The sequence below is a fragment of the Microbacterium sp. HD4P20 genome, assembly GCF_019449275.2.
In the GTDB taxonomy this organism is placed as follows: Bacteria; Actinomycetota; Actinomycetes; order Actinomycetales; family Microbacteriaceae; genus Microbacterium.
The window spans coordinates 685,393-707,630 of record NZ_JAHZQZ020000014.1 but is presented as its reverse complement, the minus strand read 5'-3'; the positions used below and the strand labels follow the sequence as shown (position 1 = coordinate 707,630).

23 protein-coding genes and 1 tRNA gene are annotated in these 22,238 nt (G+C 68.3%); 13 read left to right on the top strand and 11 right to left on the bottom strand.

Annotated elements, in window-relative coordinates:
* Positions 1-132: 132 nt before the first annotated feature.
* The 8 genes from K0817_RS11655 (at position 133) to K0817_RS11620 (ending at position 7,580) form a co-directional block, all read left to right on the top strand.
* Complete coding sequence (locus K0817_RS11655; RefSeq protein WP_219981576.1) at positions 133-966, top strand: ParA family protein; 834 nt, start codon at positions 133-135, stop codon at positions 964-966.
* Positions 967-1,033: 67 nt separating this feature from the next.
* Positions 1,034-1,852, top strand: a complete 819-nt coding sequence (locus K0817_RS11650; RefSeq protein WP_219981650.1) for a ScpA family protein — start codon at positions 1,034-1,036, stop codon at positions 1,850-1,852.
* Positions 1,842-2,417, top strand: coding sequence for an SMC-Scp complex subunit ScpB (gene scpB / locus K0817_RS11645; protein WP_219981575.1), 576 nt, complete (start codon positions 1,842-1,844; stop codon positions 2,415-2,417). The genes K0817_RS11650 and scpB overlap by 11 nt, the downstream gene beginning before the upstream one ends.
* Entirely contained in the window at positions 2,414-3,202 is a 789-nt protein-coding gene (locus K0817_RS11640; protein ID WP_219981574.1) for a pseudouridine synthase, read from the top strand. Before scpB ends, K0817_RS11640 begins: the two co-directional genes overlap by 4 nt.
* Entirely contained in the window at positions 3,203-4,345 is a 1,143-nt protein-coding gene (locus K0817_RS11635; protein WP_219981573.1) for a prephenate dehydrogenase, read from the top strand. It begins immediately after the preceding gene.
* Positions 4,338-5,078 carry a (d)CMP kinase gene (gene cmk, locus K0817_RS11630; RefSeq protein ID WP_219981572.1) on the top strand — a complete coding sequence of 247 codons (741 nt, stop codon included), beginning with the start codon at positions 4,338-4,340 and terminating at the stop codon, positions 5,076-5,078. Before K0817_RS11635 ends, cmk begins: the two co-directional genes overlap by 8 nt.
* Entirely contained in the window at positions 5,068-6,615 is a 1,548-nt protein-coding gene (gene der, locus K0817_RS11625; protein ID WP_219981571.1) for a ribosome biogenesis GTPase Der, read from the top strand. Before cmk ends, der begins: the two co-directional genes overlap by 11 nt.
* Before the next feature lie 65 nt (positions 6,616-6,680).
* Positions 6,681-7,580 (top strand): NUDIX domain-containing protein, encoded by a 900-nt coding sequence (locus K0817_RS11620; RefSeq protein ID WP_219981570.1) that lies wholly within the window; start codon positions 6,681-6,683, stop codon positions 7,578-7,580.
* Between the two features lie 6 nt (positions 7,581-7,586).
* Here K0817_RS11620 and K0817_RS11615 read toward each other — a convergent pair whose 3' ends face one another.
* From K0817_RS11615 to K0817_RS11605, 3 genes are all read right to left on the bottom strand, one after another.
* Complete coding sequence (locus tag K0817_RS11615) at positions 7,587-7,964, bottom strand: RNA-binding S4 domain-containing protein (RefSeq protein WP_219981569.1); 378 nt, start codon at positions 7,962-7,964, stop codon at positions 7,587-7,589.
* Positions 7,961-8,629: a lysoplasmalogenase gene (locus tag K0817_RS11610; protein ID WP_219981568.1), complete on the bottom strand. Its 669-nt coding sequence runs from the start codon at positions 8,627-8,629 to the stop codon at positions 7,961-7,963. The genes K0817_RS11615 and K0817_RS11610 overlap by 4 nt, the downstream gene beginning before the upstream one ends.
* Positions 8,630-8,709: 80 nt before the next feature.
* Entirely contained in the window at positions 8,710-9,297 is a 588-nt protein-coding gene (locus K0817_RS11605; protein ID WP_219981567.1) for a GNAT family N-acetyltransferase, read from the bottom strand.
* A gap of 123 nt (positions 9,298-9,420) precedes the next feature.
* On the opposite strand from K0817_RS11605, the gene K0817_RS11600 reads away from it, so the two are divergent.
* Positions 9,421-9,494: transfer RNA gene (locus K0817_RS11600), tRNA-Pro, on the top strand.
* On the opposite strand, the gene K0817_RS18715 is transcribed toward K0817_RS11600, so the two are convergent.
* Complete coding sequence (locus K0817_RS18715; protein ID WP_253735329.1) at positions 9,486-9,926, bottom strand: tyrosine-type recombinase/integrase; 441 nt, start codon at positions 9,924-9,926, stop codon at positions 9,486-9,488. The genes K0817_RS11600 and K0817_RS18715 overlap by 9 nt on opposite strands.
* A 41-nt stretch (positions 9,927-9,967) precedes the next feature.
* Between K0817_RS18715 and K0817_RS11590 the strand changes: the two genes are divergently transcribed.
* Entirely contained in the window at positions 9,968-10,384 is a 417-nt protein-coding gene (locus K0817_RS11590; RefSeq protein WP_253735328.1) for a hypothetical protein, read from the top strand.
* A 509-nt stretch (positions 10,385-10,893) separates the two neighbouring features.
* Here the strand turns inward: K0817_RS11590 and K0817_RS11585 are convergent.
* The 4 genes from K0817_RS11585 to K0817_RS11570 form a co-directional block, all read right to left on the bottom strand.
* The gene (locus tag K0817_RS11585) at positions 10,894-12,126 is read right to left on the bottom strand and encodes an ABC transporter permease (RefSeq protein WP_219981566.1); all 1,233 of its coding nucleotides are present in this window, start codon (positions 12,124-12,126) and stop codon (positions 10,894-10,896) included.
* Positions 12,123-12,812 (bottom strand): ABC transporter ATP-binding protein, encoded by a 690-nt coding sequence (locus K0817_RS11580; RefSeq protein WP_219981565.1) that lies wholly within the window; start codon positions 12,810-12,812, stop codon positions 12,123-12,125. Before K0817_RS11580 ends, K0817_RS11585 begins: the two co-directional genes overlap by 4 nt.
* On the bottom strand, positions 12,809-13,807 hold the full coding sequence (locus K0817_RS11575) for an efflux RND transporter periplasmic adaptor subunit (RefSeq protein ID WP_219981564.1): 999 nt from the start codon (positions 13,805-13,807) through the stop codon (positions 12,809-12,811). The genes K0817_RS11580 and K0817_RS11575 overlap by 4 nt, the downstream gene beginning before the upstream one ends.
* Positions 13,808-13,944: 137 nt before the next feature.
* On the bottom strand, positions 13,945-14,442 hold the full coding sequence (locus tag K0817_RS11570; protein WP_253735327.1) for a hypothetical protein: 498 nt from the start codon (positions 14,440-14,442) through the stop codon (positions 13,945-13,947).
* Between the two features lie 158 nt (positions 14,443-14,600).
* On the opposite strand from K0817_RS11570, the gene K0817_RS11565 reads away from it, so the two are divergent.
* Together K0817_RS11565 and K0817_RS11560 are read left to right on the top strand one after the other, a co-directional pair.
* Positions 14,601-15,266, top strand: coding sequence for a response regulator transcription factor (locus K0817_RS11565; RefSeq protein WP_219981562.1), 666 nt, complete (start codon positions 14,601-14,603; stop codon positions 15,264-15,266).
* Between the two features lie 32 nt (positions 15,267-15,298).
* On the top strand, positions 15,299-16,441 hold the full coding sequence (locus tag K0817_RS11560; RefSeq protein WP_253735326.1) for a HAMP domain-containing sensor histidine kinase: 1,143 nt from the start codon (positions 15,299-15,301) through the stop codon (positions 16,439-16,441).
* A gap of 707 nt (positions 16,442-17,148) precedes the next feature.
* Here the strand turns inward: K0817_RS11560 and K0817_RS11555 are convergent.
* From K0817_RS11555 to K0817_RS11545, 3 genes are read right to left on the bottom strand one after another with little or no spacing between them, the layout of a single operon-like run.
* Positions 17,149-17,643 carry a hypothetical protein gene (locus tag K0817_RS11555; protein ID WP_219981560.1) on the bottom strand — a complete coding sequence of 165 codons (495 nt, stop codon included), beginning with the start codon at positions 17,641-17,643 and terminating at the stop codon, positions 17,149-17,151.
* The gene (locus K0817_RS11550; RefSeq protein ID WP_219981559.1) at positions 17,624-18,193 is read right to left on the bottom strand and encodes an SCO family protein; all 570 of its coding nucleotides are present in this window, start codon (positions 18,191-18,193) and stop codon (positions 17,624-17,626) included. The genes K0817_RS11555 and K0817_RS11550 overlap by 20 nt, the downstream gene beginning before the upstream one ends.
* Complete coding sequence (locus K0817_RS11545; RefSeq protein ID WP_219981558.1) at positions 18,190-19,755, bottom strand: hypothetical protein; 1,566 nt, start codon at positions 19,753-19,755, stop codon at positions 18,190-18,192. The genes K0817_RS11550 and K0817_RS11545 overlap by 4 nt, the downstream gene beginning before the upstream one ends.
* A gap of 129 nt (positions 19,756-19,884) precedes the next feature.
* Between K0817_RS11545 and K0817_RS11540 the strand changes: the two genes are divergently transcribed.
* Positions 19,885-22,200 carry a LuxR C-terminal-related transcriptional regulator gene (locus tag K0817_RS11540; protein WP_219981557.1) on the top strand — a complete coding sequence of 772 codons (2,316 nt, stop codon included), beginning with the start codon at positions 19,885-19,887 and terminating at the stop codon, positions 22,198-22,200.
* Positions 22,201-22,238 lie beyond the last annotated feature (38 nt).

Below are 22,238 nucleotides of genomic sequence, written 5' to 3'. Positions count from 1 at the left end.
CCGCGACGCCGTTTCTACCGCTGGGAAGCCCCGTGGCCGACTAATATCGAGCGAGCACGAGGAAGCGGGAACACGGTGGCTGACAGAAGGACGAAGACCAGGTCGGGGAAGACCTCGGAGTCGGAGGTCCCCATGGGGCCGACGGGGCGTCCCTATCACGGCTTCCCGACGCCGACAGCGCTCGACGGCCACGGTCCGGCACGGATCATCTCGCTGTGCAACCAGAAGGGTGGCGTGGGCAAGACGACCACCACGATCAACCTCGCGGCGGCGCTGGCCAGTTACGGCCGGAGGGTGCTGGCGGTCGACTTCGATCCGCAAGGTGCACTGTCGGCCGGACTCGGCATCCAGACGCACGAGATCCCCACGATCTACGACCTGCTGCTGGACGGCAAGAGCGACCCGAGCCGCGTCATCGTGAACTCGGGTGTCGAGAACCTCGACGTGATCCCCGCCAACATCGACCTGTCGGCCGCCGAAGTCCATCTCGTCAACGAGGTGGCACGCGAGCAGACCCTCGCGCGCGCGCTACGCAAAGTCGCCAACGACTACGACGTCGTGCTCATCGACTGCCAGCCGTCGCTCGGTCTGCTGACCGTCAACGCGCTCACGGCGAGCCACGGCGTCATCATCCCGCTCGAATGCGAGTTCTTCGCGCTGCGCGGCGTCGCCCTCCTCGTCGAGACGATCGACAAGGTGCGCGACCGCCTGAATCCGACCATCACGCTAGACGGCGTCCTGGCGACCATGTACGACCCGCGCACTCTTCACTCCCGTGAGGTGCTCGAGCGCGTCGTCGACGCGTTCGGCGACGATGTGCTCGAGACGGTGATCGGCCGCACGGTCAAGTTCCCCGATGCCTCGGTCTCGGGCATGCCCATCACCGAGTTCGCGCCCGAGCACGCTGCCGCGCAGGCGTACCTGCGACTGGCGCGAGAGCTGGTCGCCCGTGGCGCCGTCGCCTGAAGAGGCGCCCGAAGGGCACGCGCCGTCGCCTGAAGAGGCGCCCGAAGGGCACGCCCCGTCGCCTGATATCGAGCCCGACGTCTCCGCCGCGCCGCCCGCCCCCGAGCCGGGCTTCCGCGTCTCTCTGTCGAACTTCGACGGCCCCTTCGATCTGCTGCTGAGCCTCATCTCGCAGCACGAGCTCGACATCACCGAAGTGTCGCTGTCGCTGGTGACGATGGACTTCATCTCGTACCTGCGGAACCTGGGTCCCGACGAAGAGCTGGACGAGGCATCCGAGTTCCTCGTGGTCGCCGCGACGCTGCTGGACATGAAGGTCGCGGGGCTGCTTCCCCAGGGCGAGCTGGTCGATGCGGAGTCGGTCGCACTCCTCGAAGCCCGCGACCTGCTGTTCGCCCGGCTGCTGCAGTACCGCGCGTTCAAAGAGGTGTCGACGTGGTTCGAGCGGTGCCTGCAGCGCGAGAGCCGCCGCCATACCCGCTCGGTGCGCCTGGACGAGAAGTACCGCACCTCCGTTCCGGAGCTGGTCTGGAACCTCAGCGCCGACGATTTCGCCGCGCTCGCGCTGCTGGCGATGACGCCTAAGGAGATTCCCCGTGTCGGCCTGGACCACCTGCATGCGCCGCTGATCAGCATCCGCGAGCAGGCGGCGATCGTGGTGACGCTGCTGCGGGACGCCGGAACTCTGACTTTTCGAGAGCTCATCGCGGGTGTGAACCAGTCAGGAGTCGTCGTGGCGCGATTCCTGTCGGTTCTCGAGCTGTACCGCCATGCCGCCCTGTCTTTCGAGCAGCTGGAGCCGCTGGGGGAACTGACGCTGCGCTGGAGCGCGCAGCGCTGGTCGGACGAGAATCTCGCCACGTTGGGAGCAGACTATGACCGATGACGTGAGAGCCCGGCTCGAGGCGATCCTGCTGATCGTCGAAGAGCCGCAGAGCCTGGTCAGCCTCGCTACGGCCGTCGGCGCTCCGGTGCCCGCTGTGCGCCAGGCGATCGAGGCACTGGTCGAGGACTACGACGGCAAGACCGGCGGACCCGTGCGCGGCTTCGAGCTGCGCGAGGTCGGCGGTGGCTGGCGCCTGTACGTTCGCGAGGAGCACGACGACCTGGTGAGCGAGTTCGTCGGTGGACAGGCTCCGTCCCGACTCTCGCAGGCTGCGCTCGAGACGCTGGCGGTGATCGCGTACAAGCAGCCGGTGACCCGCAGCCAGGTCGCGTCGATCCGCGCCGTCAACGTCGACTCGGTGGTGCGGACACTGCTGGCGCGCGGGCTCATCACGGAGCTGTTCACGGATGCCGAGACCGGAGCGATCAACTACGGCACGACCGACGCGCTGCTGGAGCACCTCGGCATCAACTCGCTCGACGAGCTGCCGCATATCTCGCCTCTGCTGGACGGCGCGGAGGATGTCGGAAGCGTCGACGGATTCGACGAGAGGACGCGGCGATGAACCCCGAGAGCGCCGAAGGGGTGCGGCTGCAGAAGGTGCTGGCCAATGCGGGCGTGGCTTCTCGTCGCGTCGCCGAGCAACTCATCGTGGAGGGACGGGTCCGGGTCAACGGAACGGTCGTCACCGAGCTGGGCAGCCGCATCGATCCCGAGAACGACCTCGTCGATGTGGACGGCACGGCCGTGCAGCTGGATGCCTCCAAGCGCTACGTCATGCTGAACAAGCCGACGGGCGTGGTCAGCTCGATGAAGGACGATCGCGGGCGCCCCGATCTGCGGCACTTCACGAAGGACTGGCCCGAGCGTCTCTACAACGTGGGCCGGCTGGATGCCGAGACCAGCGGCCTCCTCGTCCTCACGAACGACGGCGAGCTCGCGCACGTGCTGGCGCACCCGTCCTTCGGCGTCACGAAGGTCTACATCGCCAAGGTCGAGGGGCGCGTCACGCCGCAGACGGTGCAGAAGCTCATCCGGGGCATCGAGCTGGACGACGGCCCGATCGCCGCCGACAAGGCGCGGCTGCTGTCGGCCTCCGCAGAGGGCGGCGGTTCGCTCGTCGAGCTGACTCTGCACTCCGGGCGCAACCGCATCGTGCGCCGCATGATGGCTGCGGTGGGGCATCCCGTCGTCGAACTCGTACGTCGCCAGTTCGGTCCGCTCCACCTGGGAACCCTGCCAGCGGGGGCGGCACGCGAGTTGACTAAAGTGGAGCGCGGCGCTCTGCTGACTCTCGCGCGCCGTGAATCCCCTTCGCCGCAGGCGGCCGAGGGCGAACAGGAGACGTAAGTGACCGAGACGAGGCCGGCCTCCGAGCGCGCGCGCCGGACCGAGGCATCGCTCGCCCCCCGTGTACACGGCACCGTCCGCATCGTCGGCGCGGGCCTTCTCGGGGCGAGCATCGGCCATGCGCTCACCGCGCGCGGCGTCGACGTCGTCCTCGACGATACGTCGCCGTCGCAGCTCCGGCTCGCCGTGGACTACGGCGCCGGGCGCCGGGCGCACGACGACGACCGACCCTCGCTGGTCGTGGTGGCGGTGCCGCCCGATGTGACAGCCGACGTGATCGAGCGCGAACTCTCGCGTCACCCGGGCGCCGTCGTCACCGATGTGGCCAGTGTCAAGCTCGAGCCACTGCGCGCACTGCGCGAGCGGGGAGTGGACCTCACCCACTACATCGGATCCCATCCGCTCGCAGGCCGTGAGCGCGGCGGGGCGATCTCGGCGCGTGCCGACATCTTCGTCGGGCGGCCATGGGTCGTCTGCCGCGATGAGGCGACGTCCGCCGCCGACCTCGCGGTCGTGGAGGGGCTCGCGCTCGATCTCGGCGCGACGCCGATCGAGATGACCCCGGAAGACCACGACCGGGCCGTCGCGCTGGTCTCGCACGTACCCCAGCTGGTGGCGAGCCTGCTCGCGGGCCGGTTCGTCGACGCCGCCGACGAATCGCTTCGGCTGGCGGGGCAAGGGGTGCGCGACACCACGCGGATCGCGGCTTCGGCGCCGGAGCTGTGGGTGCAGATCCTGGACGCCAACGCCGAACCCGTCGTCGATGTGCTCGACCGGCTCGCCGCGGATCTGACCGCTGTCGCCACGGCGCTTCGCGCGCCCGACGCGCCCGGAGCGCGCCGGGCGATCGCCGACACGATCCGCCGCGGCAACGACGGCGTCGAGCGCCTGCCCGGCAAGCACGGACAGAACCGGCGCTTCGAGCAGGTGGTCGTCATGGTCGACGACACCCCGGGACAGCTCGGCCGGCTGTTCGGCGAGCTCGGCGATCTGAACGTCAACGTAGAAGACCTTCGCCTGGAGCATTCTCCGGGCGCACAGTTCGGACTCGCCGAGATCAGCGTCGACCCTGGCGCCGTCCGGCGTGCGGTGGACGGCCTCGAATCGCGCGGCTGGAAGATTGCGAGCACCACCAATGACTGACTCTTCGACGCCGGTGGATACCACCGGTGCCGGCACCGTCGTCGTCGCCCTGGACGGGCCCGCCGGCAGCGGCAAGTCCAGCGTCTCCAAGCAGGTCGCGCGCCTGCTGGGCTATGGCTACCTCGACACCGGCGCAGCGTACCGGGCTCTGGCTTGGCACGCGCTCGAGCACGGCATCGACACCTCGGACGCGGCATCCGTCCTCGATGTCGCCGGCGACTTCGAGTATGCGATCTCGCTCGACCCGGATTCGTACTGGGTGCGTGTCGGCGGTGTCGATGTCACCGACGCGATCCGCGAGCCCCGGGTGAGCGATGCCGTCAGCGGAGTGGCGCGGGTTCCGGCGGTCCGCCAGTCGGTGAACGCCCTCTTCCGTTCCCTCGTCGCCCATTCGGGCCGTCCCGGCGTGGTGGTCGAAGGCCGCGACATAACGACCGTGGTCGCGCCGGACGCACCGGTGCGCATCCTGCTGACCGCGGCTCCCGAGGTGAGGGCCGCGCGTCGCAGCGCTGAGCTCACGACACAGGATGCCGCGGCCGTCGCCGCGGCGCTGCACCGCCGCGACGCCTCAGACTCGTCGGTCGTCGACTTCCTCACAGCCGCACCCGGCGTGGCGGTCGTCGACTCGACCGACCTAGATTTCGATCAGACCGTGGACGCCGTGCTCGGCGTGATCCGCAGCGCGCTGCGCGCGTCTGATCCCCTGCAGACAGGAGCCCGAAATGGCCGCTGACGACCGCCCCGAGACCGATACCGACGACACCTACGAGGGCGGCGAGGACCGTCTCGCCGAGAACCTCGCCGCGATCGACGACGAGCTCGCCGACCAGCGAGCCGCCGCACTGCGCGTGGGGCTCGAGGACTACGACCTCGACGAGGAGGACGCCACCCTGCTGGAAGGGCTGGTGCGCGGCGAGGACGGCATCGAGTACACGCCGGCACTGCCCGTGGTGGCGATCGTCGGGCGGCCCAACGTGGGCAAGTCCGCGCTGGTGAACCGCATCCTCGGACGCCGCGAGGCCGTAGTCGAAGACACCCCCGGTGTGACCCGCGACCGCGTCACGTACAAGGCCGAGTGGATGGACCGCCGCTTCACGCTCGTCGACACCGGTGGATGGGAGCCCGACGCCCGCGGCATCGACCGCTCGGTCGCCGCGCAGGCCGAGGTCGCCATCGACCTCTGCGATGTCGTGCTGTTCGTCGTCGACGCGATGGTCGGAGCCACTTCCACCGACGAGCACGTCGTGCGGCTGCTGCGCAAGAGCGGCAAACCGGTCTTCCTCGTCGCCAACAAGATCGACGACGCCCGACACGAGCCCGAGGCCGCGGCGCTGTGGAACCTGGGCCTTGGTGAACCGCACCCGGTGTCGGCGATCCATGGTCGAGGCGTCGCCGACCTGCTTGACGAGATCATGAAGGTGCTGCCCGACGTCTCGGCAGTCGCCAAGCAGGAGATCGGCGGTCCGCGCCGCGTCGCGATCCTCGGACGGCCGAACGTCGGCAAGTCGTCGCTGCTCAACAAGGCGGCGGGCGAAGAGCGCGTGGTCGTCAACGAGCTCGCCGGCACCACCCGCGACCCCGTCGACGAGATCGTCGAGATCGGCGGCAAGATGTGGCGGTTCGTCGACACCGCCGGCATCCGACGCCGCGTCCACCTGCAGCAGGGTGCCGACTTCTACGCCTCGCTGCGCACGTCGACCGCTCTCGAGAAGGCCGAGGTGGCCGTGGTTGTGCTCGATGTCACGCAACCCCTCAGCGAGCAGGACGTGCGCATCATCGACCTCGTGCTCGAATCGGGCCGTGCGCTCGTGCTGGCGTTCAACAAGTGGGATCGCCTCAACGACGACGACATGGACGGTCAGGACCGCCGCCGCTACCTGGAACGAGAGATCGAGCAGGACCTGGCGCACGTCGCGTGGGCCCCGCGGGTCAACATCTCGGCGCGCACCGGGCGCCACCTCGAAAAGCTCGTGCCGGCGCTCGAGACGGCGCTCGACTCGTGGGATCAGCGCATCCCCACCGGCAAGTTCAACGCCTTCCTGTCGGAGTTGGTCGCCGAACACCCGCACCCCCTGCGCGGCGGAAAGCAGCCCCGCATCCTGTTCGGAACACAGGCATCTACCCGTCCGCCCACGTTCGTGCTGTTCACGACGGGCTTCCTCGATCCCGGCTACCGCCGGTTCATCCAGCGCCGGCTGCGAGAGCTGTGGGGCTTCGAGGGCACGCCGATCGTCGTCAACATGCGGGTGCGCGAGCGCCGTCAGCGCTGAGTCGGAATCGGACGGGTGTGACAGGCTGGCGGTGACCGAAGGGGCACCGCGACGAAAGGGGCACCGTGACGATCGAGCCTCCGCGCCCCGGTGAGCCGCGACGCCCCTTGGGCCCCCGTGATCCCGGGGATGCCTGGGTCGTGGCGCCGACGGGGGAACGGTACTGGGGACGCTTCGGCGCAGCGGGCCTGCTCGCCCTGGATCCGGTGCGCGGCGTGCTGTTGCAGCATCGCGTGTCGTGGAGCCATTTCGGTGACACGTGGGCGCTGCCGGGGGGAGCGAGGCACGAGGACGAGTCCGCGTGCGACGCGGCGCTGCGCGAGGCAGCGGAAGAGGCCGGGGTGCCGGCATCCGCGATCCGTCCGCGTCTGCTGAGCGTGCTGGACCTCGGCTATTGGAGCTACACGACGGTCATCGGCGATGTCGTCGTGCCCTTCGAGCCGGTCATCAGCGATCCTGAGAGTAGGGAGCTTGCGTGGGTGCCCCCTGACGAGGTCGCGGGGAATCCGCTGCATCCGGGATTCGCGGCGTCGTGGGATCGGCTGCGGGCATTGCTCGTCGTCCGCCCCGCAGTGGTTGTCGATGTGGCGAACGTCATGGGTGCGGTTCCCGACGGGTGGTGGCGCGACCGGAACGCGGCTGCCGAACGCCTGCTCGCCCGCATGGGTGCGCTCGCGGAGCGGGGGATACCGGCTACGGCCCTGGATCTGCCCGAGCACACGTGGTATCCAGTGTGGACCGCGGTCGTCGAGGGGCAGGCGCGCGAGGCCGACAACGCACCCGGTATCGAGATCGTGCGTGCCGAGGCATCCGGAGACGATGCGATCATCGTCGCTGCCGAGGCCCTGATCGCTGCCGGGCACCGCGTGACGGTGGTTACCAGCGATCGGGAGCTGGTGCGGCGGATTCAGGATGCCGGAGCCACGACTCGCGGTGCGCGCTGGCTGCTCGACCTGCTGGAGTGACCCGCGTCAGCCCTCGCGGCCGCGTAGCCGATCGATGTCGCGGCGCTCGCGCTTGGTGGGCCTGCCGGCGCCCCGGTCGCGCACCGGCACGAACGCCGTCAGCTCGCGCGGCGGCGGGGGAGGCGTCTGGTCGTCCACAGCCTCGGCGGCGACCGCGGCCCCGACCCGCTTCGCGATCGGCTGCTTGACGACCAGGAGCCGATCGAATCCGTTGATGCGCACGCGCAGTTCGTCGCCCGGCCGGACGGGCTGCGCGGCCTTGGCCCGCTCGCCGTTGACGCGCACATGCCCGGCACGGCATGCGGTGGTCGCCGCGGATCGGGTCTTGTAGACGCGGATCGCCCACAGCCACGCGTCCACGCGAACCGAGGCCGCCGCCGTCATGCCGCCACCACTTCGGGACGTCGGACGCGGGTGCTCACGAGCACCCCCGCCGCGATGAGCCCCTGCCCCAGGCAGTACGTGAACATCACCGCCGGGCTGGTCCAATCCGGCGTCGCTTCGGGCAGGAACAGCCGGAATGCCAGGATCGTGTCGGATGCCAGGAAGAAGGCACCGCCCCACGCGATGAGCGGATGGCACCGCGATGCCGCGACCGCCGTGCCACCGAGCACGAGGCCGTAGACCGCGACGGCGATCAGGAGCCCGCCGAGGTGGGGCCACAGCACCGCGAGCAGCACGCCCCACCACACGGCGTACACGACGGCCCAGGCCGGCACGCGCCGCATCGCCAGGAGTCGCCAGAACAGGGCGATGTAGCAAACGTGGGCAAGGCCGAAGAAGAGCAGCATCATCGGCACGGTCTCAAGCCACGGGAAGAAGGTGGCCGCGCCGTCGCCGATCCACGACAGCCCGATGGCCGTGAGGAGGAGGGTCCGCGCTGTCGTCCACGGTGTGCCGCGGCCACCCCACACGACAGCCAGGGCGAGCAGGGGCATCAGGGCGAGTTTGGTGGGGCCCGCGATCGCGTCGGCACCGAGGGCGAGGGCGCCGACGTGCACGATCGACACCGTGAGGTACGGCGCGAACGCAATCCACTGCCGTCGCATGATCCTCCTCGATTCGGGCTCTGCCATCGTCGCACGTGCGGCGCCGATCGGGATCCGAGGGGGAGTGGCCGCGAGTGCGCTCAGCGGGTGAGGTCGAGTGAGACGATCGCCAGATCGGGGCGCGGGCGGGCCACCTCACGGAACCCCGCCTCCTCGAAGGTCGAGACCACGCCGTGGTAGAGGTCGTTCGAGGCCTTCTTGCGGCCGGCGCCGGGGTCAACGGGGTATGCCTCGAGCACTCGTGCGCCTGCCGATCGCGCGTAGTCGACGGCGGCGGCGAGCAGTCGCGCGTTCAGCCCCTGCTGCCGGTGCTCTCGGCGCACCACGAAGCAGCTGACGGCCCAGACCGTTTCGTCATCCCACGGCTCCTCCGAATGCGCGGCGTAATTGCGCGTGCGAGCGAGACGCACCTGCCGGGTGCGCGGACCGATTCGCACCCAGCCGGCCGGCTCGTCGTCGACGTAGGCGATCAGCGCTGGCGGGGGACCATCGGCGACCTCTTGCTGCAGCATCCGTCGCCGTTCGTCGACGGATGTCTTCTGGAACTCGACGTTCGGCATCATCCACCACTGGCATTGGCAGCCCTGACCGTCGCCGCCTCCGCTCAGCGTGTGCTCGGCGTCGTCGAAACGGTCGGCCGTGACGGGTTCGATCCTGACGTGTGCCATTCACGTGACGCTAGCCGTGGCTGCCGACACCGACAAGAGTCGGATGCCACAGCCCGCGTGGGTTCGCGCGGCCCCGGCGGACCGGGTAGGATAGCGGAGTTGCCCGCGCGCAAGCGGGGGTATCGGGATGTGGCGCAGCTTGGTAGCGCACCTGACTGGGGGTCAGGGGGTCGCAGGTTCAAATCCTGTCATCCCGACAGAAAAGCCCAGGTGAGAGCATGTTTCTCGCCTGGGCTTCGTCGTTTTCGGGGGTGGTCACTGGCTGGTCCACTCGTCCGATCTGTGGTTTCGATCGACTGGTGTCCGAGGATCTCCTGGAGGACGTGCAGCGCGATCACGGTGTCGGCCATCCAGGTCGCTCCGGTGCGTCGCAGCCCGTGGCGGGTGAGGTTGCCGAATCCGAGATTCGCCGCGAGGTTGTCCCAGTGCGTCGCATCGCGGACGGGCCGGTCCCCGCGGTCTTTGGTCTGCTTGATGACCAGGCCGCCTCTGCCGGGGTAGTGCTGGCGTCTGATCCACACGATGCGGTTGTCCCAGTCCACGTCGCCTGCGCGGAGGCCGGCGACCTCGGAGCCGCGGGCGGCGAGGAGGGCGGCGAGCATGACGTGGTCGGAATACGACTGGTGCACCTTCGCGCGTATGGGCGGAGCGCTCCGGTGGTGGGGGTGACGTGCTTGCCAAGGTCTCGGCGCGCACGGTGCTTGGCGGTGTTGATGGAGATGATGTCGTCACGGACAGCTTGGTCCAGCACCCGGACGAGGGGTGCGATGGAGTTCTTGATCGTGGAGGTGGAGTGCTCGGCCTCCCAGGTGTCGATGGTGCGGTCGATCATCCCGGCGGTGATCTTCGCGGCCCGGATGTGCCCGAGTGCGGGCAGCACGTGGAGGCGGAGCCCGGTGTCGTAGAGCTCGGCGGTGGAGGTCGGGTCCAGGCCGCGCTGCCACCGGTCACCGATCGACGCGACATAGTCGGCGAGGGTAATGGTGGTGTCGTCGCCGGTCTCGGTGGCCGCGCGCATCTGCTCGAAGAGCTCCTCGACCTCTTCGGCGGTGCATACATGGCTGACGCGACCGACACGCTTCTGTGAACTCGTCGACGCCGTTGCCGCGCCGGCCTGCTCCGCATCGACATCGAGACAGTCGTCGCGATCTTCCACTCCAGCGGTATCGGTGTCACCCTCTCGCTCATCGGTAAGCGCAATCAGCAAGGCTCCCGCTCCGCATTATCGATTCGGGTACGCGAAGCCGTCATCGATGCCATCGTTACGCCGCGGTCCCGGGGAATCTGGACAACGAGATCATCGCCAGCAGCGCCGCAGCCTCCGAAGTCCCCAGCGTCCAAGTACTCCTCGATCAGCGCGAACGTCGTCTCGGGCGTCGACTGGCGGTGCGCCGGGACACGAGGCCGAGCACCGTACGCTCTTCGATGACGATCCGCTCGGGTTGCAGCGTCTCGACCGCGGTTGGCATGTGCATCGACCATCCGGCCGCGATCGGGTGCCGGGTGTGAGACCGGCATCTTCCAGACCGCAGTTCCCGTGCGGCAATCTGTCAGGGGAAGTCGGTGAGTGAAGATGCGACCGATCCGCGAGCCGAGTTAGGAGCTGAGCGCTGCGGTGGGTGGGGTTCGTGCGGCGCGGATGGCGGGGTAGAGCCCGGCGATTGCCCCGATGACGAGAGTGGCTCCGACGGCGATGGCGATCGCTTCTGGTGGCAGCGCGAAGGGCCATCCGTTGATGAGTCCCATTGTCCAGGTGGCCGCGATGCCGAGGGCGCTTCCGAGAACGCCTCCGAGGGCGGAGAGCAGGAGTGCTTCGGCGAGGAACTGGATCAGGATGTGGTGGCGTGTCGCGCCGAGTGCTCGGCGTAGGCCGATTTCGCGGCGGCGTTCGAGGACGGAGATGATCATGGTGTTGGCCACGCCGATTCCTCCGACGAGCAGCGCGACCGAGCCGAGGCCGAGGAGCAGCCCAGTGAAGGCGTCGTTGGCGGCGGTCCGCGCGGCCAGCGCGTCCGATGGTCGTGAGACCTCGACATCGCCCGGTGATTGTGGGGAGATCGTGGGCGCGAGGAGCGACCGGACCTGTCCTACCGCGTCGTCTGTGGACCGTTCGTAGATCGTGGTGGGTGATCCGTCGTAGCCGAACAGGTCTTCGGCGATGTCTAGGCCGATGAGTGCTGCGGTGTTGAGCTCGTGGGCGAGGGCGGAGGGGGCGAGGATGCCGATGACGGTAAAGTACCGCCCGCCGAGCCAGACCTGTGTGCCTGGGGTGACGATGCCCAGGCGGGTGGCGGCGGTGTTGCCGAGGACTACGGTCGGGAACGCTGCGGTGGCGTCGTTGAGCCAGGTTCCGGTTTGGACGGTTGTCGAGGTGACCGTCAGCAGGTCGTGGTCGGCAACCATGGTGGCGATCCCACCGCTGGCGGCAGGGTCGGACAGCGAGGTGCGGTACACGCTCGTCGGGAGTGTGGCGGTGCTGCTGGCGGATTCCACCCCGTCGATCAGGGACACTTTTCCGAGTGCGTCAGAGGAGAGGGTGGTCTGTTCGCCGGTGATGCTTGTGCCGGCGGTCGCGGTAAGCAGGTTTGTGCCCAGTCGTGAGAGCTGTTCGTTGAGTCGAGCTTGGCTGGAAGCGGAGATCCCGACGACGGCGATCATCGCCGCGATGCCGATGGCGATCCCGAGGGCGGAGAGGATGGCGCGGGTGGGTCGGGCACGCAGCCCGGTCGTGCCCAAGCGCAGGACGTCGCGGAGCAAAAGCCGCGAGCGGCGATTCGCGGTTCGAACAGCCTCGCTCGAGGCTGTCGCTGGGGTGTGGGTGGCGGTCATGCGTTGATCTCCTGTGCCGAGTCGCGGACAATCCTTCCGTCGCGGATGGCGATCCGGCGGGGCAGGCGGGCGGCGAGGTCGTTGTCGTGGGTGATGACGACCACGGTGGTTCCTTGCGCGTTCAGTTCGTGCAGCAGGTCGACAATGGCGGCGCCTGCGGCGCTGTCGAGGTTTCCGGTGGGTTCGTCGGCGAGAAGGAGGGGCGGGTTCCCGACGACGGCGCGGGCAATCGCGACGCGCTGGCGTTCTCCTCCGGAGAGCTGGTTGGGACGGTGGTGCAGCCGGTGGCCGAGCCCGATCCGCTTCAGCGCTGACACTGCCTGACGGCGACGCTGGTTGAGTGGTTCGCCTGCGTAGAGGAGGCCGTCGGCGACGTTGTCGACCGTGGAGACGCCCTCGGCGAGGTGGAACTGCTGGAACACGAACCCGATCCGATAGGCACGCAACGCCGACAGGGAACGGTCATCGAGGTCGGCGATGTTCAACCCGTCGATGTGTGCGGTGCCGCCGGTGGGTCGGTCAAGGGTGCCGATGAGGTTCAGCAGGGTCGATTTGCCCGAACCGCTGGGGCCGACGATCGCGACGAACTCGCCCGGGTAGATCTGTAACGACACCCCCGCACAGGCGACTACCGGTGGGTGACCGTAGGAGCGCTGGACGTTGTCGAGGGAAATCACGGGCGTCATCGCTCCGGGACCACCACTTCTGTTCCTTCGGTGATGCCTTCTCCGGAGATCTCCACGCGCCCTCCGGCGAATAGGCCGGTCTCGACGGGAACCTGACGGGTGGTGCGGTCGGGATCCATGACCTCGACGCCGAACTGGTCGGGTGTGAGAGCGAGCAATGCCCCGACGGGGGTCGACAGCACGTCGTCACGGCGTTGACTGGGGATGTCGACGGTGACGGACGCCTCCTGGAACGCCGCCGCGCTTTCGGGGTCGTCCAGCGCGATTACGACCGGGATCACGGTGACGGCCTGTCCCGTCGCCCCGTCGGTCTCCGTAGGTGTGCCGACCGAGACGATCTTCCCGCTGGTCTCCCCGCCCCCGGGCAGTCGCACCACGACGCTGGTGTCCAGGACGGCCAGTTGCTGGTCGGACAGGTTCAGGTTCACCTCGACCACCTGCGTGGTGTCCGACACAGGGAACAGTTCCGCTCCCACGGCGACCTGATCGCCGACGTTCGCGGTCATCGTTCCGATGCGTAGATCCCCGGCAGTGAACACGATCGACCCGAACGGGAGTGTCCCGGTGCGCTCAAGGCCGGCTGACTCCTGCCAGTCCATGATCGCCTCGACGGTGGCCCACCGGAACTCCTCGTCGGGTTCATCGGTGAAGAACCCGAGGTCGCTCAATGCCTGCTCGAGTTGTTTTACGTCCGCGCCCTCGTCCATGCCGCTGGCGAACTCCCGCCACGCCGGGAGGCCACCCGGAAGCAGGAACACCGGTGTGTCGTCGATCGTGTAGAGGCGTCCCCCTGGCGCCACGACGGCGCCCGGTGCGGGCAGTTCCGTCACTGTCCCGGACAGGCCGGCCTGGACGGTTCGGGAACCGGCGTATCGCAGCGTGCCGGAGGCGCTGGTGGTCTCTTCCAGATCACCGCGCACCACCGGCTCGGTGGCGATCTGTGGGCGCGGTGTCTCTTGATCTGCGGTGGCCAGGACGCCGGTCGAGACGGCCAAGGCGCCCACCGCCACCAAGACGGCTGCCGTAAGGAGCCCGATTATCAGACGTCGGCGTGGTCGCTTCCGCGCCGGCCGTTCTCCGGACGGGTCCACTGCTTGGTCCGTGGCCGATTCGGGATGCTGGTGTGCGGCGGTCACTGATTCGCCCCGGCAGTTGCGCACTCCTCGAACAGTTCCTGAGGAGCGTCCATCGGCACGGTCAGCGACTCACCCGGAGCCGGGTCCGGGACGTCGAGACCGTTGTCGCGGAAGCACTGAGCCATCTCCAGGAAGATCTCGTGCTGCTCGTCGGAGGGGCGAGCTCCTCCCGAACCCGAGGGTGGTGCACCCAGCTCATCCAGACACACCTCGGCGGCTTCGGTGAACCCGTCGCCCGAGCCGGCTTCGATATGGGCGCCATCGCTACCAGGGTCAGGCATGTCGATACCCTGCTCGCGCATACACTCGGCGAACGCGAGCTGGAACTCCTCGTCCGTCGAGAACGACGGCGTCTGCTCGCTGTCGCCCGTTCTCGACTGATCATTGCTTCCTTCGGTGCCAGGCGAGTTGCTGCATCCCGTGAACGCGACACCCGCGAACACGAGCGCGACCAACGTGGTCACGACCTTGAGCGAACGGCGTGTATGTGTCATCGAAGACTCCCTTGGTGCACCGTGCCACGGGCTCTCCGCGGTAGGTGATTCCAGTTGAGCAAGACGCCTGTTCTCAGGGGATTCAGGAATTCCTTTATGCCCTCGCAACAGGCCGTGTGGTTCGCTGAAAGCCAACACCGAGGCCGGAAGGACGTGCGATGCGAGTGCTAATCGCGGAGGACGACGCCTACCTCGCCGACGCCATCCGCGTCGGCCTGCGCCGCGAGACGATCGCCGTCGACGTCGTCCACGAGGGCACCGCCGCGCTGCTCGCCGTCGCCGACACCAGCTACGACATCGTGCTCCTCGACCGCGACTTGCCCGGCGTTCACGGCGACGACGTATGCCGGACCATGGCCCGTGAGCATCCAGAAGTTCGTATCCTGATGCTCACCGCCGCCCGCACCCTCGACGAACGCGTCAGCGGGTTCGAGCTCGGCGCCGACGACTACCTGGGCAAACCGTTCGAGTTCCCCGAGCTCATCGCGCGGCTCCGCGCCCTCGAACGCCGCACCCAGCCCGCCAACCCGCCCGTGCTCGAACAAGGCGGCATCCGTCTGGACCCGTTCCGCCGCGAGGTCTACCGACGCGACCGGCTCATCCGGCTCAGCCCGAAAGAGTTTGCCGTGCTGCACACCCTCATGAAGGCCGATGGCGGCGTCCTCGGCCCACAGGAGTTGCTGGAACAAGCCTGGGACGCCAACGCCGACCCGTTCAGCAACACCGTGCGGGTCACCGTCTCCAACCTTCGCAAACGCCTCGGCCAGCCCTGGACCATCCAGACCGTGCCCGGGGCCGGCTACCGGTTCGGCGCCGCCGAATGACCACCGCGGACCGCACCGGATTGCGGAGACGGGTGCTTACGATCCGGGCCCGCCTGAGCCTCAGCTACGCCGCGCTCGTCGCCGCCTGCGGCGCCGTCCTCATCACCCTCGTCTATCTCTACATGCGGTACGTCCCCACCTACGACCTGCAAGTGAGAATCGACCCCGCCGTCGAGCTCGACCCTGACACCACCCCGCTCCCCACCGGCGACGGCGACATTCAGCCCGCGCACCCGTTAGAGATCCGCAGCGTCGACGACGTCCTCGACAACCTGCTGATCGCCTCTTTGGCCGCTCTCGGCGTCCTCATCATCCTCGGCGGCATCCTCGGATGGATCATGGCCGGACGCATTGTCAAGCCACTGGCTGCGATCAACACGGCAGCCAACCGTGCCGCCACGGGCGAACTCGATCATCGGCTCACCATGGACGGTCCACGCGATGAAATCCGCGACCTGTCCGAGACGTTCGATCGCATGCTGGCCTCGCTCCAGCACTCGTTCGACGCCCAGCAACGCTTCGCCGCGAACGCCTCCCACGAGCTGCGCAGCCCGCTGACCACGATCAAGACCATGATCGATGTCACCTTCGCAGACCCCGACGCCGACGCCAGCGAACTCCGGGCACTGACCGAACGCATCCGCGACGTCAATCAGAACAACATCGACACCGTCGACGCTCTACTCGACCTCGCCCACGTGACGAGCGTGCACCCCGCCCCGGAACGGGTCGACGTGGCCACCCTCATCAACGAGACCACAGCGGAACTGGCCGCGGAGATGACGGCGAACCAGGTCACCCTGGAGATCGGAAGCATCGACGCCTGGGCGCTCGGAAACCCGACGCTGCTCCGCCAAGCATTCTCGAACCTGCTACGCAACGCCACCCGCCACAACCACCCCGGCGGGCGCATCACCGTCCACACTGCCTCGACCGCGCAGACACTGCGACTCACCGTCGTCAACACCGGACCTGTCCTCACCGAAGAGGCCATCGACCAGCTCACCGAGCCCTTCGCACGCGCCAACGGACGCGCCCTCACCCGCGGTGCGGGCCATGGGCTCGGACTCGCGATCGTTGCCGCGATCGCCACCGCCCACGACGGACGACTCACTCTTGAACTCAAACCGGGAGGAGGTCTGGTGGCGCATCTGAACCTTCCCATCTCGCCCTGATCCCCAGGGCGCCGAGCCGATCCTCCGCGGGACGGCATGACACACAACGTGGCACGAGCACCCGCACCCAGGGGCGCTTGTTCTGGACAGTGAATCGCCCTGGGTTCGGTGGAGTCGCCTGAGTTTGGGAACGAGGATGGACCCATTCCAAAGGAGCAGTGGCGGCTGAGACCTACAACGAGCAGCAGCGAAGAGCCTTGGCACTGCTGGCTCGACCGCCCAATAGAGCAGATAGCAGCATCAGTGGTGTGAGGTGCCGACACTGCGTCCGAGGGAGCATCCGTACCGTCGAGCCAGGCGCTTCAGATGCTTCTGCCCGTGCACCAGAGCCGTCGGATCCACGACTGCTGGCCAACGGGAAGTGCTCAGGCCGTCGTTGACGCCGACTCGTCCGCTCTCAGCGGGTGGCAGTGGCGACTCCGTCGCGAACGACGCTGTATGCCGTCTCGCGTTGCGCGTCGTGCTCGTCGAGCCTGGCGACTAGGGAGGCGCGGATATGCGCTGTCCGACGCCAAGGATTCTGCCAGAGGGCGGTCAGCCCACGCGACGCGTCGAGAAGACTCCAAGCAGGCAACCGGCTTACCCGGAGTGACAGGCTTCTCACGACAGAAAAGCCGAGGTGAAAGCCTGGTTCTCGCCTGGGCTTCGTCGTTCATGTCCGAGGGCCTATGCGGGGCTTCGTGGACTGAAGGTCGAGGCCCGCACCGCTAGGTCCAGGAGTTGCCACGAGGCGTGGAACGCCGCCGCAGCGTATTGAGAAGCACGGCAGCAATGAGCGCGATCGTGATGTCTGAGGCGATCACGGCGAACATGAGCGTTGCATGATCCAGCGCGACGGGACTCGCGCCCGCACCTCCCTGATCGGAGAGCCCGATCTCGACGGCGTGTTCGTGAGCAGCGAGACCCTGCCACGGGCCCAGGAGGACGCCCGCGTGCAGCAGTGCTGCCCCCGCGGAAAACGCCACTATCCACCGCAGGGCACCGATCGAGGGTGCCCGCAGCGCGTGGACGCTGCACGGCAGGCAGATCCCCGCCATCAACGCCATCACGCCAGCCATCACCGCATCAGGGAGCATCGCCATTGCTGCCGCTGCGTGGAGCACCACGGCCGCCAGACCGATCACGGCGATCAGGCGGATTCCGCTGCGCGCTGCCGATGCCCCCGAGCGAGTCGCGTCCGCCTCAGTGGCAGCAGTCGACATGGTCCGTCCGTTGCGCCGCGCGGGTCTGAATGCGAGTGTGGTCGCCGCCGAGCGCACCGCGCACCTCCGCGGTGATCGCCTCAACAGAAGCCGAATCGCCGAAATGCGCGACGACCTTCCCGCTCGGCGCAACGAGATACGCGAAGGCGGAGTGCGCCACTGCATAACCTGCGGCCACGGAGTCCGGCTCGCGCCTCCGGGCGAATGCGCGGAACGATACGCGGGCGGCGTCCAGCTGCGCGCGAGTTCCGGTGAGCCCTGTGAATCGGGGGTAATGGGCCTCGAGATACTCGCGCAATGCATCCGGCGAGTCCCGGTCCGGGTCCACCGTGATGAGGATGGGTACGAGGCTTCGACGTTCTTCGCCGAGCTCATCCAGCACGTGCGTGAGTCGCTCCAGCGACCGCGGGCAGACCTCGGCGCAATTCGTGAAACCGAAATACACGAGGAGGTAGCGTTCACCGTAAGACGCGCGTCGCACCTGCCTACCGTGATGATCAGTGAGTTCGAAATCGACGGTGAAGCCCCCCGCGAGCGTTCCAGCGGTCATCGCGAAACCCCCTCACGAACGATCCAGCGGTGCGACCGGTGGTCGTGAAGGGTGACACGCAGAGTTCCATCCACGACCTCGAACGTGGCAGCGTCGCTCTGCGGAGTGGAGCTCGACGCGAGCTCCACTCCGGCCTCGATGACACTCCACGAGCGGACGTCGATCCGGGCGAGGTCGACCGTGCCGTCGCCGCGGACATCATCACGTCGGGTGACCTCGATGTGGAGATCGCGTGTCTCCGGGGCCACGTACGCGAGCGAGACGTCCACATCCGATCCCACCCCGATGATCGCCGGATTGCGGAAATGCTCGGGCTCGAGGGGCACGTTGTAGAGGGTCCACAGGCCGCTCGGGACGGTGAGACGGGCCCAAGAGTAGAGCGCGTTGCCCTCGAGCGGCGAGACCTCGGTGCGGTTCCCGTCCCCGTCGGTCGCGGTGTCGTTGCGGGGGTAGTACCGACCGCCGTCGCGGATCGTCGGGTTCATGTAGCGATCGACGTGGCGGAACAGGCGCTCGAGCGTCTCGGCGTCGCCCATCTCGGCCGCCCACGCCGTCGTCCAGCCGAAGTCCGCGTTGTCGATCGGGATCGGCGTGACCCCCGGCGGGAACAGGCTCGACAGGCCCGCGAACTTCACGGACAGCGTGTCGTCCGGACCCTCGACCAGATAGGTGGCCAGCTGATCGCGGTATCGCTCGGCCACGACGTCGCGGTTCCACATGCTCATCAGGGCCCCGACCCCGGCGTCTCCCCCCGCGGCGCCATCGCCGTTCGGGATGGGGATGTCGGCGTCTACCAAGACGAAGGAGTAGAAGTGCCCGTCGGGATCCAGCCTTCCGAACCGCTGCCACGCGGCCTCGTAGTCCCTCGTCACCTGCTCGGCGACGGACGTGCCTTCGATGAGATCCTTCATCCGAAAGCCCAGGATCGGCGGCTGGTTGCACATCTGGAAGATGCAGTTCGGTTCGCACGCGACCCCCAAGTAGCCCGACTGCGCCATGAGCCAGTAGATGTGGTCGTTGAGACTGTTCTCGTCGTAGGCGAACGAGTGGCCCTCGCCTCCCCAGAACGGCGTGTACTGGGTGAAAGTGAGAGCACCCGGCTGCGCGTACCGATCGTCCTGGAACAGGTAGTGGTACGTCAGCGCGATCGACTGGACGTACGCGCTGTACATGATGTTGTCCCGGAGGACCGGGTTCCAGGTCTCTTCGTAGCCATCCGAGAGATGCGCGTTCCAGGGAGCGCCTCCCCTCGAGGTGTCCCGCCAGTACGCCCAGACGTCGGAGGACAGGAGTTTCTCGATCGCGTGTTCGAAGAGGGGCTTGAATACCCCGGGCGCCGCGGGCAGCCTGTTCCGATGTGCGACGGCGAGCGCATAGGTCATGTACGCGAGCTGATAGCGCAACCCGCCGAAGTCGTCCTGGGCGGGTCCGCGTCCGCCCATGTGCGACCAGTCGCCCGGGAGCTGGGTGAGGAGGTTCCGGATGTGACGCAGGTGGCCGACCTGGACGGCGTCGAGCCCGTCGAGGTGGGCGGTCGGGGCGGAGACAGCGGTAAATGTCATGTCACTCTCCATTGAGCATCGGGTACGCGCCGACCGGCCGATCGACATTTCGACTATGCATCGGTGACGATCGCGGCAGCCGCGCAGATTTACGCGACTTGGGCCGGTGACGGGTCGTACTCTGCCTATATGCGCAGCGTTGCGGCACGCGAGGGCGCCATCCGGGGCCAGATTCCGATCGTCTCCTCGCGCCTGGTGGGCAGGCGAGGTCTCATCCGCGAGACGGTGCACGCCCTGCGCGACTCGCCGCTGGTGACCTTGGTCGGCGTCGGAGGCGTCGGCAAGTCTCGCGTGGCCTTCGAGGTCGCGCATTCGGTGGTCGACAGCTTCCCCGACGGCGTGGTCTTCGCGGATCTCTCCGCGCAGACCCCCGGCCCACTCCTCGAGGACGGTCTGCTGAGCGTCATCGCGCCGGGGGACCGCTCGCGCGACGATCCGCGTCGGCGGCTCGTCGCACTGCTCGCCGGCGGTAGGACTCTGCTCGTGCTCGACAACGCCGAGGGGAGACACGACGAGGTGATCGGGTCACTGGCTCGTCTGCTGTCGGCGGTGGACGGGCCGCGCATCCTCCTCACGACCCGCCGCGCCATCGGCAGCGTCCACGAGCGCGTGGTCACCGTCCCGGGGCTGTCTGCGCCGGAGCCCGATCGGGTCGAGCATCCTCGCGACGCGATCGCGCACGACGCCGTGCGCTTCTTCGTCGACCGTGTCCGCGCGGTGAGACCCGACTTCGACGTCACCGGCGAGAACGCCCGGTCCGTGGCGTCCATCTGCCGTCAGCTCGACGGGCTGCCGCTCGCGCTCGAGCTCGCGGCGTCGCGTCTGCGGACAATGTCGCTCACGGAGCTGCTCGAGGACATCACGGTCGCCCTGGACGCGCTCGCCGTCAGAGACGACCTCCTGCCCGAGCGCCATCGCTCGCTCCGCACGCTCGCCGAATGGTCGTGGAGCAGTTGCGACGACCTGGAGCGTGAGGTGTGGGCGAGTGCGTCGGCATTCGATATTCAGGGCTTCGACCTCCGTGCCGCTCGTGCCGTGTGCGGCACCGAGGGGCTTTCCGCCGACGGCGTGTGGGAAGTCATCGACGCGCTCGTGGCGAAATCGGTGCTGATCGCGATTCCCGTCGGCGATGCCGTGCGGTTTCGGCTGCCGGGCCTGCTCCGCCTGTACGGCTCCGAACGGTTGACCGCGTCCGGCCGGGAGGACGAGATCCGTCGGCGTCACCGAGATCACTTCGCCGCGCTCGCCGAGAGCGCGCGAGAGGAGTGGTTCGGCCCGCAGCAACCGCACGCCGTCGCGGTCATCGAGGCGGATCGACTCAATCTGCATCAGGCGATGCACTGGAGCTTCTCGACTCCGGGCGAAACCGCCGGCGGCCTCGCGATCGCGACCAGTCTCCGGCACCACTGGGGGATCGCCGGACGCCTCCGCGAGGGGCGGTACTGGCTCAGCCGTGGCCTCGCGCTCGTCGAGGGTCTGGATGCCGACGCGGCGGAGGCCGCCTGGGTCCTCGCCTGGCTGCTCCTGCTCGAAGGGTCGCTCGACGAGGCTCGCCAACTTCTCGACCGACTCGAAGCTGTCGACGGATGGCCTTACAGTGCTGAGCGTGCGGCGCGCGTCCAGCTCCTGCGCGGGGTCGATGCCCTCTGGGCGGGAGAGGTGGATCTCGCCATCGGCCTCTTCGCGCCGGCTGCCGATCACTTCGTCGCGACGAGTTCCGTCGACGGCGTCGTGTTCGGCTCGCTCATTCTCCTGCGGGCCCTCGCGGAGACGGGCGATCGCGGCCGGTTCGATAGGGTCGCTCGACGGGCGGCAAGCTTCTGCCGCGCCCGGGGCGACTTCTACGGCAGCTCCCAGTTCGCCTGGGTGCGTGCGTACCTCCATTGGAAGCAGGGGGATCTCGGTGCCGCGCTCGCGGCCGCGCGAGAGTCGCTCGACCCCCGCCTGCCCTTCGACCGACTGGGCCACGCTCTCAAGCTCGATGTCCTCGCCTGGATCGCAGCCTCGGGACGGGACTGGGAGCGCTCCGCGCGGCTCCTGGGCGCTGCTCGGGCGACATGGGCCCAGATGGGCATCGAAGCCGACACCCATTCGACCCACTTCGCGGGGCACTCGCGGGAGTGCGCAGAGCTCCTCGCGGATAACCTGCGGCGCGACCGCCTCGCGGAGCTGCTCGCCCAGGGGGCCGAGATGACCTTCGAACAGGCGTTGCGCTACGCGGCGGGCGACAGGGACGCCGTCGCCCGAGGCCCGCAAGCGGGGCGACGCCTGACGGCGCGGGAACAAGAGGTTGCGAAGTTCCTGGGCCAGGGCCTCGGATCGCGGGAGATCGCGGACCGTCTATCGCTGTCTCCGCGGACCGTCGAGGGACACATCTCCCACGCGATTGCTCGGTTGGGCATGCAATCTCGTGCGCAGCTCGCGGCTTGGGCCGCCCACCCATGAGCCCATGCCACTGACGATGCTGCGCTTGACAAAGAAAC

Excerpts from the sequence above, each read along its gene's own strand:
- K0817_RS11565 (WP_219981562.1), top strand. The coding sequence starts at position 14,601 with ATGCGAGTGCTAATCGCGGAGGACGACGCCTACCTCGCCGACGCCATC.
- K0817_RS11615 (WP_219981569.1), bottom strand. The coding sequence starts at position 7,964 with ATGACGGCGGCGGCCTCGGTTCGCGTGGACGCGTGGCTGTGGGCGATC.
- K0817_RS11550 (WP_219981559.1), bottom strand. The coding sequence starts at position 18,193 with ATGACCGCTGGAACGCTCGCGGGGGGCTTCACCGTCGATTTCGAACTC.
- K0817_RS11545 (WP_219981558.1), bottom strand. The coding sequence starts at position 19,755 with ATGACATTTACCGCTGTCTCCGCCCCGACCGCCCACCTCGACGGGCTC.
- der (WP_219981571.1), top strand. The coding sequence starts at position 5,068 with ATGGCCGCTGACGACCGCCCCGAGACCGATACCGACGACACCTACGAG.
- K0817_RS11580 (WP_219981565.1), bottom strand. The coding sequence starts at position 12,812 with ATGACGCCCGTGATTTCCCTCGACAACGTCCAGCGCTCCTACGGTCAC.
- K0817_RS11585 (WP_219981566.1), bottom strand. The coding sequence starts at position 12,126 with ATGACCGCCACCCACACCCCAGCGACAGCCTCGAGCGAGGCTGTTCGA.
- scpB (WP_219981575.1), top strand. The coding sequence starts at position 1,842 with ATGACCGATGACGTGAGAGCCCGGCTCGAGGCGATCCTGCTGATCGTC.
- cmk (WP_219981572.1), top strand. The coding sequence starts at position 4,338 with ATGACTGACTCTTCGACGCCGGTGGATACCACCGGTGCCGGCACCGTC.
- K0817_RS11640 (WP_219981574.1), top strand. The coding sequence starts at position 2,414 with ATGAACCCCGAGAGCGCCGAAGGGGTGCGGCTGCAGAAGGTGCTGGCC.
- K0817_RS11540 (WP_219981557.1), top strand. The coding sequence starts at position 19,885 with ATGCGCAGCGTTGCGGCACGCGAGGGCGCCATCCGGGGCCAGATTCCG.
- K0817_RS11570 (WP_253735327.1), bottom strand. The coding sequence starts at position 14,442 with ATGACACATACACGCCGTTCGCTCAAGGTCGTGACCACGTTGGTCGCG.
- K0817_RS11605 (WP_219981567.1), bottom strand. The coding sequence starts at position 9,297 with ATGGCACACGTCAGGATCGAACCCGTCACGGCCGACCGTTTCGACGAC.
- K0817_RS11610 (WP_219981568.1), bottom strand. The coding sequence starts at position 8,629 with ATGCGACGGCAGTGGATTGCGTTCGCGCCGTACCTCACGGTGTCGATC.
- K0817_RS11655 (WP_219981576.1), top strand. The coding sequence starts at position 133 with ATGGGGCCGACGGGGCGTCCCTATCACGGCTTCCCGACGCCGACAGCG.
- K0817_RS11555 (WP_219981560.1), bottom strand. The coding sequence starts at position 17,643 with ATGTCGACTGCTGCCACTGAGGCGGACGCGACTCGCTCGGGGGCATCG.